Below are 12,958 nucleotides of genomic sequence, written 5' to 3' on the forward strand. Positions count from 1 at the left end.
TGTCCGTGGTGGCGGGTACGTTTTCGGGCATGGGGATGCACACGGACGGGCACATCGTCTGGGACTGGAACGGCACGCTGTTCCACGACGTCGACGCGGTCATCGGGGCGACGAACGCGGCGTTCGCCGAGCTGGGCCTGGAACCGGTCACGCTGGAGCGGTACCGGGAGCTGTACTGCGTGCCGGTGCCCAGGTTCTACGAGCGGCTCATGGGGCGGCTGCCGACCGAGGCGGAGTGGGAGCTGATGGACAGCACCTTCCACCGCCACTACACGGAGCACCGGCTGCGGTGCGGGCTCGCCGCGGGCGTGGTGGAGCTGCTCACGGGCTGGGCCGGGGCCGGCCGCAGCCAGTCGATCCTCAGCATGTACGGGCACGAGGACCTGGTCCCGCTGGTGCGGGGCTTCGGGATCGAGACCCACTTCGTGCGGGTCGACGGGCGGACCGGACCGTCCGGGGGCAGCAAGGCGGAGCACATGGTGCGTCACCTCGGCGCGCTGACCGGGGTCGACCCGGCGCGCACGGTGGTGATCGGCGACGCGGCCGACGACGCGCTGGCCGCACGGCACGCGGGCGCCCGCGCCGTGCTGTACACCGGCGGTTCCCACGGGCGCGCCAGCCTGGAGGCCGCGGGGGCGGGGGTCCCGGTCGTGGACACCCTCCAGGAGGCGGTGGCGGAGGCGGAACGTCTGGCGTCGGCCGCCTGACCGTCCCCGGCCGCGACGAACCCCCGAGGCGGCCGGAGGGTGGTGCGGCCGGAAAAGGCACTGTGCAGAACGTCAAAGTTCGGACCTCTGTTTTGTACACATACGGCTCATGACGGGGGCCCTGTGCGGAGCGATAGCCTGGGTGGCGTGATCAGCGCGATAGCTCGCGGGGGCCTGAGCGTCCCTGCTGTGCGCCCGGCGTGCACGGACGACATCCGTGACCGGGCGGCGGTCGCTGGTCTTCGCGGGCGGCTCGGGACGCGGCGCACCCCTGGGGGGCAGGCCTCACCGAGAGCAGAGTCACACTCGCCGAGTACATCGAATTCGGCCGAGAAGCCCCCGCTCCTCTCATCTCGCGGCATAGCGTCGGCACAGACCGGACACCCCGTGTCGTACCACCGCACCACGAGGTCGGAGACCGTACTTCCTTCTACGTCACGCAACGGCGCGCGACAGGAGCCAGAGGACCATGCAGACCAAGCTGGACGAAGCCAAGGCCGAGCTGCTCGAGAGGGCTGCCCGGGTAGCTGAGAACAGCCCGGCCGGGGGGAAACTGCCGACTGGGACGACGGACAAGGGCATGCCCGACCGGGACACCGTGCTCGAGTTCCTCCAGCGCTACTACCTGCACACCGCCCCGGAGGACCTGACCGACCGTGACCCGGTCGACGTCTTCGGAGCCGCTTTCTCGCACTTCCGGCTCGCCGAGAGCCGTCCGCAGGGCACCGCCAACGTCCGGGTCCACACCCCGAGCGTCGAGGAGAACGGCTGGACGTGCAGCCACTCCGTCGTCGAGGTGGTCACCGACGACATGCCCTTCCTGGTCGACTCCGTCACCAACGAGCTGACCCGCCAGGGGCGTGGCATCCACGTCGTCATCCACCCGCAGATCGTGGTCCGCCGTGACGTGACCGGCAAGCTGATCGAGGTGCTCACCACCCCGGTCGGCGGCGACCTCCCCCAGGACACGCGCGACCTGCCGCACGACGCGCACGTCGAGTCGTGGATCCACGTGGAGATCGACCGCGAGACCGACCGCGGCGACCTCAAGCAGATCACCGTCGACCTGCTGCGCGTGCTGTCCGATGTCCGCGAGGCCGTCGAGGACTGGGGCAAGATGCGCCAGGCCGCGACCGCGCTGGCCGAGGCGCTGCCCGCCGAGCCCGTCCCCGCCGACCTGCCCGCGCCGCAGGTCGAGGAGGCCCGCGAACTGCTGCGCTGGCTCGCCGACGACCACTTCACCTTCCTCGGCTACCGCGAGTACGAACTGCGCGAGGACGACTCCCTGGCCGCCGTCCCGGGCACCGGCCTCGGCATACTGCGCTCCGACCCGCACCACGCCGAGGACGAGAGCCACCCGGTCAGCCCGTCCTTCCAGCGGCTGCCCGCCGACGCGCGGGCCAAGGCGCGCGAGCACAAGGTGCTGGTGCTGACCAAGGCCAACAGCCGGGCCACCGTGCACCGGCCCTCGTACCTGGACTACATCGGCGTCAAGAAGTTCGACGCGGACGGCAACGTCGTCGGCGAGCGGCGCTTCCTCGGACTGTTCTCGTCCGCCGCGTACACCGAGTCCGTGCGCCGGGTGCCGGTGATCCGCCGCAAGGTCGAGGAGGTCCTGGAGCAGGCCGGCTTCACCCCGCACAGCCACGACGGGCGCGACCTGCTGCAGATCCTGGAGACCTACCCGCGCGACGAGCTGTTCCAGACCCCGGCCGACGAGCTCCAGGCCATCGTCACCTCGGTGCTCTACCTTCAGGAGCGCCGCCGGCTGCGGCTCTACCTGCGCCAGGACGAGTACGGCCGCTACTACTCCGCCCTCGTCTACCTGCCGCGCGACCGCTACACCACCGGTGTGCGCCTCAGGATCATCGACATCCTCAAGGAGGAGCTCGGCGGCATCAGCGTCGACTTCACCGCGTGGAACACCGAGTCGGTCCTCTCCCGGCTGCACTTCGTGGTGCGCGTCCCGCAGGGCACCGAACTGCCCGAGCTGTCCGAGGCCGACAAGGAGCGCATCGAGGCCCGGCTGGTCGAGGCCGCCCGCTCCTGGGCCGACGGCTTCGCCGAGGCGCTGAACGCCGAGTTCGGCGAGGAGCGCGCCGCCGAGCTGCTGCGCCGCTACTCCGGGGCGTTCGCCGAGGGGTACAAGGCCGACCACTCCCCGCGCAGCGCGGTCGCCGACCTGGCCCGCGTCGAACTCCTCGACGAGCAGCGCGACTTCGAGCTCAGCCTGTACGAGCCGGTCGGCGCCGCCCCCGGGGAGCGCCGCTTCAAGATCTACCGCAAGGGAGAGGCCGTCTCCCTCTCCGCGGTGCTGCCCGTGCTCCAGCGGCTGGGCGTCGAGGTCGTCGACGAGCGGCCGTACGAGCTGCGCTGCGCGGACCGGAGCGTGGCCTGGATCTACGACTTCGGCCTGCGCATGCCCAAGGCCCCCGGCGGCGGGCCGGACCACTTCGGCGACGACGCCCGCGAGCGGTTCCAGGAGGCCTTCGCGGCGACCTGGACCGGCCAGGCGGAGAACGACGGCTTCAACGCCCTGGTGCTGAGCGCGGGGCTGACCTGGCGTCAGGCCATGGTGCTGCGGGTCTACGCCAAGTACCTGCGCCAGGCGAACTCGACCTTCAGCCAGGACTACATGGAGGACACCCTCCGGCACAACGTCCACACCACCCGGCTGCTCGTCTCCCTGTTCGAGGCGCGGATGTCGCCGGACCGGCAGCGCGCCGGGTACGAACTGGTGGACGCCCTGCTGGAGGAGCTCGACGCCGCCCTCGACCAGGTGGCCTCGCTGGACGAGGACCGCATCCTGCGTTCCTTCCTCACCGTCATCAAGGCGACGCTGCGCACCAACTTCTTCCAGGAGGCGAGCGGCGGCGTGCCGCACGACTACGTCTCCATGAAGTTCGACCCGACGGCCATCCCCGACCTGCCCGCGCCCCGCCCGGCGTTCGAGATCTGGGTGTACTCGCCGCGCGTCGAGGGCGTGCACCTGCGCTTCGGAAAGGTCGCGCGCGGCGGCCTGCGCTGGTCGGACCGCCGCGAGGACTTCCGTACGGAGATCCTCGGCCTGGTCAAGGCGCAGATGGTGAAGAACACGGTCATCGTGCCGGTCGGTGCCAAGGGAGGCTTCGTCGCCAAGCAGCTGCCCGACCCGAACGTCGACCGGGACGCCTGGATGGCGGAGGGCGTCGCCAGCTACCGGACGTTCATCTCGGCGCTGCTCGACATCACCGACAACATGGTGGCCGGCGAGGTCGTGCACCCGGCGGACGTCGTCCGGCACGACGAGGACGACACCTACCTCGTCGTCGCCGCCGACAAGGGCACCGCGAAGTTCTCCGACATCGCCAACGAGGTCGCCGAGTCCTACAACTTCTGGCTCGGCGACGCCTTCGCCTCCGGCGGCTCGGCCGGCTACGACCACAAGGGCATGGGCATCACCGCCCGCGGCGCCTGGGAGTCCGTCAAGCGGCACTTCCGGGAGCTGGGCACGGACACCCAGACCCAGGACTTCACGGTCGTCGGCATCGGCGACATGTCCGGTGACGTGTTCGGCAACGGCATGCTGCTCAGCGAGCACATCCGCCTGGTGGCCGCCTTCGACCACCGGCACATCTTCATCGACCCCAGCCCCGACGCGGCCGTCTCCTACGCCGAGCGCCGCCGCCTGTTCGAGCTGCCGCGCAGCTCCTGGGCCGACTACGACACCGCGCTGCTGTCGTCCGGCGGCGGCGTCTTCCCGCGCAGCGCCAAGTCCGTCCCGGTGAACGCGCAGATCCGCGAGGTCCTCGGCCTCGAGCCCGGCGTCACCAAGATGACCCCGGCCGACCTGATGAAGGCGATCCTCACGGCGCCGGTGGACCTGCTGTGGAACGGCGGCATCGGCACGTACGTCAAGGCGTCCACGGAGTCCAACGCCGACGTCGGCGACAAGGGCAACGACCCCATCCGCGTCGACGGCAAGGACCTGCGGGTCGCCGTCGTCGGCGAGGGCGGCAACCTGGGCATGACCCAGCTCGGCCGGATCGAGTTCGCGCTGCACGGCGGCCGGCTCAACAGCGACGCGATCGACAACAGCGCCGGTGTGGACACCTCCGACCACGAGGTGAACATCAAGATCCTGCTGAACGGTCTGGTCAAGGACGGCGACATGACCGTCAAGCAGCGCAACAAGCTGCTCGCCGAGATGACCGACGAGGTCGGCGCCATGGTGCTGCGCACCAACTACGCGCAGAACACGGCCATCGCCAACGCCCTGGCCCAGTCCAAGGACATGATGCACGCGCAGCAGCGCTTCCTGAAGCACCTGGTGCGCGAGGGGCATCTGGACCGGGCGCTGGAGTTCCTGCCCACCGACCGGCAGATCCGCGAGCGGCTGTCCTCCGGGCAGGGCCTGACCGGACCGGAGACGGCCGTCCTGCTCGCGTACACGAAGATCACGGTCGCCGAGGAGCTGCTGCACACCTCGCTGCCCGACGACCCGTACCTGAAGGTGCTGCTGCACGCCTACTTCCCGGCGGCGCTGCGCGAGCAGTTCCCCGAGCGCATCGACAACCACCCGCTGCGCCGTGAGATCACCACGACGGTGCTGGTCAACGACACGGTCAACACCGGGGGTACGACCTACCTGCACCGGATGCGCGAGGAGACCGGGGCGTCCCTGGAGGAGATCGTCCGGGCGCAGACCGCGGCCCGCGCGATCTTCCGCTCCTCGGTGGTGTGGGACGGCGTCGAGGCCCTCGACAACAAGGTCGACGCGGAGGTCCAGACCCGGATCCGGCTGCACTCGCGCCGCCTGGTGGAGCGCGGTACGCGCTGGCTGCTCAACAACCGGCCCCAGCCGCTGGAGCTGGCGGAGACGGTGGAGTTCTTCGCCGAGCGGGTCGAGCAGGTCTGGGCTCAGCTGCCCAAGCTGCTGCGCGGCGCGGACCTCGACTGGTACCAGAAGATCTACGACGAGCTGAGCGGCGCCGGTGTCCCGGACGAGCTCGCCACCCGGGTCGCCGGGTTCTCCTCCGCCTTCCCGACCCTCGACATCGTGTCGGTGGCCGACCGGACGGGCAAGGAGCCGCTGGACGTCGCCGAGGTGTACTACGACCTCGGTGACCGGCTGCGCATCACCCAGCTGATGGACCGCATCATCGAGCTGCCGCGCGCCGACCGCTGGCAGTCCATGGCCCGCGCGGCGATCCGCGAGGACCTGTACGCGGCGCACGCGGCGGTGGCCTCGGACGTGCTGGCGGTGGGCGACGGCGCGTCGACGCCGCAGCAGCGCTTCGAGGTGTGGGAGCGGGAGAACGCGGCGCTGCTGGGCCGGGCGCGCGTCACCCTGGAGGAGATCCACGGTTCCGACGCGTTCGACCTCGCCAACCTGTCGGTGGCGATGCGGACGATGCGGACGCTGTTGCGGTCGCACTCGTAGGCGGCGCACGGCGCGCCTCGTAGGACGCAGGGCGTGGACAGGCGCCCCGGGCCGTACGGTCCGGGGCGCCTTCGCCGTGTGGTGCCTTAGGTGGGCATCAGGGGCGAACCGGTGGGTACCAGGTGTTATGGGCAATGGCTCCAGTGTGACTGTGCGCTTTTCATCGTCCGACGCGTCGGGGAGGGCCGGTGCGTCCGGCGCCCCGTCCCCTCCCTCGGCCGTCGGCCGGGTCATAGCCCTGGTCGTCGCCGGACTCGTCCTGGCGCTGCTGGGCCTGGTCGTCGTACGCCTGCCGTGGGCCGGGGACCTGGGCATGCACGCGGCGACCCTGCAGCGGCTGGGGCACGGCCTGCTCGACCCCGGCAACCCGCTGGTCGACGCGGACACGCCGAGCCCGTACTACTCGCCCTGGATGGTGCTGCTCGGCGGCGTGGCCAAGGTGAGTGGGTCCGACGTGTTCGTCGTCCTGCGCCTGGCCGCCGTGGCCGGACTGGTGCTGCTGGTGACGGGCGTGTGGCGGTACGTGCGGACGCTGAGCGCGCACCCGGCCGCCCCCGCGCTCGCCCTGCTGAGCCTGCTGCTGCTGTGGGGCACCACTCCGTTCGCGTGGAGCGGCTTCCTGGGGCTCAGCTCGCTCGCGCTGACGGTGGCGTATCCGAGCACCTTCACCCTCGGGCTCGCCTTCCACTTCTGGGCCTCGCTGACGGGGGGCCTGCGCAGGGCGGCGGCGCCGGAGGTGCGGGCCGTGCCCGCGGTGCGTGGAGTGCGTGCGGTGGCGGCGGGCTGGGGGCCGTGGGTCGGGCTGGGCGTGCTGTGGGCGGTGATCCTGCTGTGCCACCAGTTCTCGGGCGTCGTGGCCTCGGCCGGCGCGGTCGCCACGCTGGTCGCGGCGCGGGCCGCCCGGGTGTGGCGTCAGGTGGCCGTCGCGGTGGCGGTGGGGGTGGTGGTGCTGTGGGCCTGGCCGTACTACGACTTCTTCGCGCTGCTCGGAGCGGCAGGGGACGGGCTGGAGCCGGTGCACCGGGTGCTGTACGGGCAGCTGCCCGCGCGGTACGGGCTGGCGCTGCTGGGGGTGGCCGCGCTGGTTCCCAGGGGGTGGCGGGACCGGAGGGATCCGCTGGTGGTGTTCTTCCTGCTGGGGGTGGTGATCGTCGGGGCGGGGTGGGTGAGCGGACACTACTCGTGGGGGCGGGCGCTGCCGGCGGTGGTGATTCCGGCGCAGCTGGCCCTGGCCCTGGCGGCCGTCGGGGCGGCGGCCCGGGCGGGGCTGCTGTGGGTGCGGGCCGGGTGGGCGGTTCTGCTCGGCGGGGCGCTGGTGGCCGGCGGGTGGGCGCAGTCGGGGGCGCTCGGGTACGTGGTGCCGCGTGACGCCCTGCCGGGGCCGGTGGCGGACCGGTACCGGGCGCCGTGGACGGGGTACGGATGGATCACGCCGTGGGTGGGGTACGGCGACGTGGTGATGGCGCGGGGGCGGGCGGCGCGGCAGATCCCGGCGTACGGGGGGTACACGGTGGCGCCCGGTTACCCGGACTTCTTCCTGCCGGACGAGGAGCGGCGGGTGGCGGTGACGGAGGTGTACTTCGAGGCTCGGACGCCGGAGGCCGTGCGGCGGGGGGTGGAGCGGGAGTACGGGGTGCGGTGGGTGGTGGATCGCGGGGGCGGCCTGCTCGGTGATCCGGGGCTGCGGGTGGTGGCCCGGGGGCCGGAGGGGCTGGTGTTGTACGCGGTGAGGTGAGGTGCGGGTGGAGGGAGCGGGTGGTTTTCCGCCCCCGCCGCCCCTTCCCGTCCCGTCCCCGGGGGCGCTGCCCCCAGACCCCGTTCGGCCCTGCGGGCCTCGTCCTCACAGGCCGGACGGGCTGGATGCGGGGTGTGTCAGCGCAGGGCGCTTGCCACCAGGCGGGCGGCTCGGCGTACGCGGGGGGTGGCCAGGGGGCGGAGGGCGGCGGGGAGGCCGGTCGGGGTCCAGCGGAGTTGGAGGCGGCCCGGGATGTGGCCCTCGGGCTCGACGGTGACCCGGTGCGGGGCCGCTCCGGAGCGGTAGGGGACGCGGGCGGTGAAGGACGGGAAGTCGAGCGGGGCCAGCAGGACGCTCCGGTTGCCCTGGCCGCCGCAGGTGAGGTGGACCAGCGGGTGGCGCACCCCCGCGAAGCCGCTCAGCGGGAGGCCTGCCGCCGCCGGGTCGAGCCGGACGCGGCCCTCGAAGACGCCGGGGCGGACCGGGGAGAGGCGGAAGGGGACGGTGAGGCGGCGCCGGCCGGGCGAGACGACGAGGCTCGCGCGCTGGGGGCCGACCGGCAGGCGCAGGGCCGGGTCGTAGGTCCGCACGCTCAGGTCGACGCACGCGCCGGGGCCACGGGTCAGCTCCGTGACCTCGTGCCGGAACTGGGCGCCGAAGAAGGGCCGGGTGTCGAGTTCCAGGTCGGTGAGGTCCAGTTCGCGGCGGGCCTCGACGCAGTGGGGGACGCGGTCGCCCCAGTACGTGCGGCCGTCCCCGTCGGTGGTCAGCCGCCGGGGGGCGACGGAGTGCCCCAGGCCCCGGGCGGCGAGCCGGGCCTCGGACAGCCGGCGGTCACGGATCAGCCGGAGCACCACCCGCTCGGCGCGGGGGAGACGGGCGTAGGCGCCCGGCGACAGGGTCTCCAGGTACGGGTCGACCAGGTCCGCGAAGGAGGCGAGCCACTCCTCGTCCCGGTAGGGCAGGTCGCCCGCGTACATCCGGAAGTCGTGCTTGAGGAACTTGTGGTCCTTGTCCTCGCGCAGCGCCTCGTGCCCGCTCTCCACCAGGAACGTGTCGATGAGCCGCTGCACGTGGATCCGGTCGGCGACGTTGGTGAGCAGGTGCCGCTGGTTGGAGATGGACGCCACGTCGGAGCTCGCGTACGGGGCGATGTACCAGTGGTACACCGGCTCGGGGACGATGGTGAACCGTTTCGCCAGACAGTAGGCCTGTGCCGAGAACAGCTGGTCCTCGTAGTGGATGCCCTCGGGGAAGCGCAGGTCGTGCCGGTCGAGGAAGGCGCGGGCGTACATCTTGCTGGTCGACAGGTGCTCGAAGAACAGCCGCGGGTCGTCCTCGATGCCGTCCAGGGTGCGGCGTTCGGCCACCAGGTGCGGCATCCAGGTGGAGCGGCGGCCGGTGTCCACCCGGATCCGCCGTACCGCGCCCATCGCGAAGTCGATCTCGCGTTCGCGGTGTGCGGCGAGCAGGGCGGCGACCGCGCCCGGCGGGAGCTCGTCGTCGGAGTCGAGGAACATCAGGTACGGCGCGCGGGCGATCTCCAGGGCGCGGTTGCGCGGCGCGCTGCATCCGCCGCTGTTCTCCGGCAGGCGCAGGGTCCGGATGCGCGGGTCGGCCGCCGCCAGCTCCCGCGCCACCCGGGGGGTGTCGTCCGTGGAGTGGTCGTCGCTGATGACGATCTCGAGGTCGCGGTGCGTCTGGCGGCGCACGGACTCCACCGCGCGGGGGAGCCGTCCGGCGTCGTTGTGCACGATCACCGTCACGGTGACGTCGGGGGTGCGCGTGGCGTTCATGACGCGGTCGCCTCCTCGGGGGTGGGCGCCGGGGTGCGTTCCCCGACCGGCAGCACGGGCGGCAGCGACGCCTCGTCCTGGCCGAGGAAGACCCGGCGGACGACACGTTCGGCGGCGCGGCCGTCGTCGTACTCGCAGAACCGGTGCCGGAAGGCGGCCCGGGCCTTGGCGGCGCTCTCGTCGTGCCAGGCGTCGCTGGTGAGGATCCGGGTGAGTTCGTCCTGGGTGCGCGCGACCGGGCCGGGCGCCTCGGCCATCAGGTCGAAGTAGACACCGCGCGTGGTGCGGTACGTCTCCCAGTCGTCGGCGTGGACGACGATCGGGCGGTCCAGGTTGGCGTAGTCGAACATGATCGACGAGTAGTCGGTGACGAGGACGTCCGCGGCCAGGCACAGTTCCTCGACCGGGTCGTAGGAGGAGACGTCGATGACGCGGCCGGAGCGGCGCAGACCGGTCAGCGGGGAGACGCCGGCGTCGTAGAAGTAGTGGCCGCGCACCAGCAGCACGGTGTCCTCGCCGAGCCGGTCGGCGAGCGCGGCGAGGTCCAGGCGGGGCGTCCAGCCGGCCTCGTAGTCGCGGTGCGTGGGCGCGTACAGGACGGCCCGGCGGCCGGGCGGGACGCCGAGGCGGTCGCGGACCGCGCGGACGTCGTCGGCGCCGGCGGTGTAGTAGACGTCGTTGCGCGGATAGCCGTGGTCGAGCGAGACGAACCGGGACGGGTAGGCCCTCTCCCACATGCGGGTGGTGTGGCTGTTGCTGGAGACGCTGTAGTCCCACTTGTCGACGCGTTCGAGGAGCGCGTCGAAGTCCAGGCCCTGCGCGGCCGCGGGGAAGGGCATCTGGTCCACGCCCATGCGCTTGAGCGGGGTGCCGTGGTGGGTCTGGAGGTGTACCGCGTCGGGGCGTTTGACCACCGCGTTCGGGAAGTTGACGTTGTTGACGAGGTACTTCGCGGTGGCGAGCACCTCCCAGTAGCGGCGGGTGCCGGGGACGACGTGGTCGGTGCCGGGCGGAAGCAGGGCCGCGCCCCGCTCGGTCACCACCCACACGGGGTGGATGTGCGGGGCGAGTTCGGCGAGCTTCGCGGCGATCGCGGCGGGGTTGCAGGCGACCCCGCGGTTCCAGTAGGCCGCGAACACCGCGAGGTGGGGGTCGACGGGGCGGCGCAGGGCCGTGCGGTACTGGTGGTCGCGGAGGCGGGCACCGACCTGGCGCCGTCCGCTGCGCAGGGTGGAGCGCACGGCGCGGCGGGCCCGGTTGGCGGTCTGGAAGGCCCGGTACTTGGTGTAGGCGCCCTCTTCGAGCAGCGAGCGGCGGATGCCCTCCAGGCCGGCGGGCCGCCGGTGGCCCTCGGGACGGCGGCGCAGGGCGGCCAGGGAGGCACGGTGGAAGAACTCCTCGGCCACACCGTCGGGCATGCCCCCGCGGGCGAAGGTGCGCAGACAGTCCCGGACCATGATCTCGTAGAGCACGGTGTAGACGGCGGGGCGTTCGCGGGCGAGGTCGAGGAGGGCCTCGTAGCGGTCGACGAGGGCGAAGCGCTGTTCGGCGGTGACCGGGGGGAGGCTCGCGGGGCGCAGCCTGCGGTCCTCGTGGGCGATGTGGGGCAGGCAGGCGACGCGGCCGGCGAGCAGCAGGGCGGCGAGGGCGGCGCGCGGTTCGTCGTCGGTGGTCAGCTGTTCCTCGTGCGCCCGCCAGAAGGCGGCGCGCAGGACGCGGGTGCCGAGCAGCGGCGTCAGCCGCAGCAGGTAGCCGCTGTCGTCGAGGGTGAGTTCGGTGCGGCCCGCGCGGGTGAGGAGGGGGCCGTCCGCGGAGGGCAGGCCGGAACTGCGCCAGGTGCTGCGCAGGTGGTCCAGGAGCAGCACGTCGACGGTGTCGGGGAGCTCGGCGGCCCGTTCGGCGACCGTGCGCGGGCTGCCGGGCGGCAGTCCGTCCTTGGCGCGGACGAAGTGCAGCCAGCGGCCGCCGGCCCGCGCGGCCCCCGCTGCCCGGGCCGCCGCGTCGGTCGTGCCGGCGGGCAGCGGCAGCACCCGCACGTGGGGGGTGTACCGCTCCGCCGTCTCGCGCGCCCAGTCGCCGACGGCGGCGACGACGACCTCGACTCCGGGGAGGGGGTGCGCGGTGAGGGAGCCGAGGAGGCCGGTCAGGTGGTCCTGGGTGTTCGGCCCGTGGACGATGACGCTGAGCTCGGGCATCGCGGGGCTCCTTCGGCGGCTCGTCGCTCCGGACAGTCCTCTTCGGTCATATTGACACCAATGTGACGAAGTGGATGCGGGGACGCGCGGGCCGGTGCGGGGACTCCCCCTGCCGCACGGCCCGCGCCGGGGCCTCCTCGACTAAGAGGGAAGCGGAACCTTCGCCGGCTGCGGCTCGGGGGCCGGCTCAGGAGTGGCCGCCGCCTGGGGCTTCGGCTTCGGCTTGGCGGACTTGTCCCCGGTGAAGGCCTCGTACTCCTTGAGCACCTCGTCGGTCGGCCCGTCCATGCGCAGCTCGCCGCGCTCCAGCCACAGCACGCGGTCGCAGGTGTCGCGGATGGACTTGTTGTTGTGGCTGACCAGGAAGACCGTCCCGGCGTGCTTGCGCAGCTCCCGGATCCGGTCCTCCGAGCGCTTCTGGAAGGAGCGGTCGCCGGTGGCCAGGGCCTCGTCGACGAGGAGGACGTCGTGGTCCTTGGCGGCGGCGATGGAGAAGCGCAGCCGGGCCGCCATGCCGGAGGAGTAGGTGCGCATCGGCAGGGTGATGAAGTCGCCCTTCTCGTTGATGCCGGAGAAGTCGACGATCTCCTGGTAGCGGGTCCTGATCTCCTCGCGCGACATGCCCATCGCGAGCCCGCCGAGGTGGACGTTGCGCTCGCCCGTCAGGTCGCTCATCAGCGCCGCGTTGACGCCGAGCAGGGAGGGCTGGCCGTCGGTGTAGATGCGGCCGTTCTCCACCGGGAGCAGTCCGGCGACGGCCTTGAGCAGGGTCGACTTGCCGGAGCCGTTGGTCCCGATCAGACCGATCGCCTCGCCCCGGTACGCGACGAAGGACACGTTCCGCACGGCGTGCACCCGGCGTACCCCGGAGGCCCTCTCGGCCCGCTCGCGGCGCAGGATGCGGTTGAGGGCGGCGGTCGCGGAGCCGCGTCCGGCGCCGGTTCCGTTGACCCGGTAGACGATGTCGACGCCGTCGGCGATGACGGTGGGGACCTTCTCGGCGGTGCTGTCAGCCACGGCCGTACCTCTCCTCGGACTTCCAGAAGTAGACGAAGCCGGCCACGCCGGCCAGCAGCGCCCAGCCCACCGCGAACGCCCACACG

At 72.5% G+C, this 12,958-nt stretch carries 6 protein-coding genes and 1 pseudogene; 3 read left to right on the forward strand and 4 right to left on the reverse strand.

Annotated features, from left to right (window positions below; genetic code table 11):
- The first annotated feature begins 29 nt into the window (after window positions 1–29).
- The 3 genes from ACZ6A9_RS32180 (at window position 30) to ACZ6A9_RS32190 (ending at window position 7,864) form a co-directional block, all read left to right on the forward strand.
- Complete coding sequence (locus ACZ6A9_RS32180; RefSeq protein ID WP_468993148.1) at window positions 30–707, forward strand: HAD family hydrolase; 678 nt, start codon at window positions 30–32, stop codon at window positions 705–707.
- 469 nt (window positions 708–1,176) lie between these two features.
- Window positions 1,177–6,129, forward strand: a complete 4,953-nt coding sequence (locus ACZ6A9_RS32185; protein ID WP_468993152.1) for an NAD-glutamate dehydrogenase — start codon at window positions 1,177–1,179, stop codon at window positions 6,127–6,129.
- A gap of 145 nt (window positions 6,130–6,274) precedes the next feature.
- Entirely contained in the window at window positions 6,275–7,864 is a 1,590-nt protein-coding gene (locus ACZ6A9_RS32190) for a hypothetical protein (RefSeq protein WP_468993155.1), read from the forward strand.
- Window positions 7,865–8,001: 137 nt separating this feature from the next.
- Here ACZ6A9_RS32190 and ACZ6A9_RS32195 read toward each other — a convergent pair whose 3' ends face one another.
- The 4 genes and pseudogenes from ACZ6A9_RS32195 to ACZ6A9_RS32210 all read right to left on the reverse strand — a co-directional run.
- Complete coding sequence (locus tag ACZ6A9_RS32195; RefSeq protein WP_468993158.1) at window positions 8,002–9,660, reverse strand: glycosyltransferase family 2 protein; 1,659 nt, start codon at window positions 9,658–9,660, stop codon at window positions 8,002–8,004.
- Entirely contained in the window at window positions 9,657–11,855 is a 2,199-nt protein-coding gene (locus ACZ6A9_RS32200) for a CDP-glycerol glycerophosphotransferase family protein (RefSeq protein ID WP_468993161.1), read from the reverse strand. The genes ACZ6A9_RS32195 and ACZ6A9_RS32200 overlap by 4 nt, the downstream gene beginning before the upstream one ends.
- 141 nt (window positions 11,856–11,996) lie before the next feature.
- Complete coding sequence (locus ACZ6A9_RS32205) at window positions 11,997–12,872, reverse strand: ABC transporter ATP-binding protein (RefSeq protein WP_468993164.1); 876 nt, start codon at window positions 12,870–12,872, stop codon at window positions 11,997–11,999.
- Window positions 12,865–12,958 (reverse strand): annotated as a pseudogene (locus ACZ6A9_RS32210) (ABC transporter permease); the annotation flags it as partial. The pseudogene ACZ6A9_RS32210 and the gene ACZ6A9_RS32205, both read right to left, overlap by 8 nt.

It is taken from the genome of Streptomyces sp. NPDC041124 (assembly GCF_055592385.1).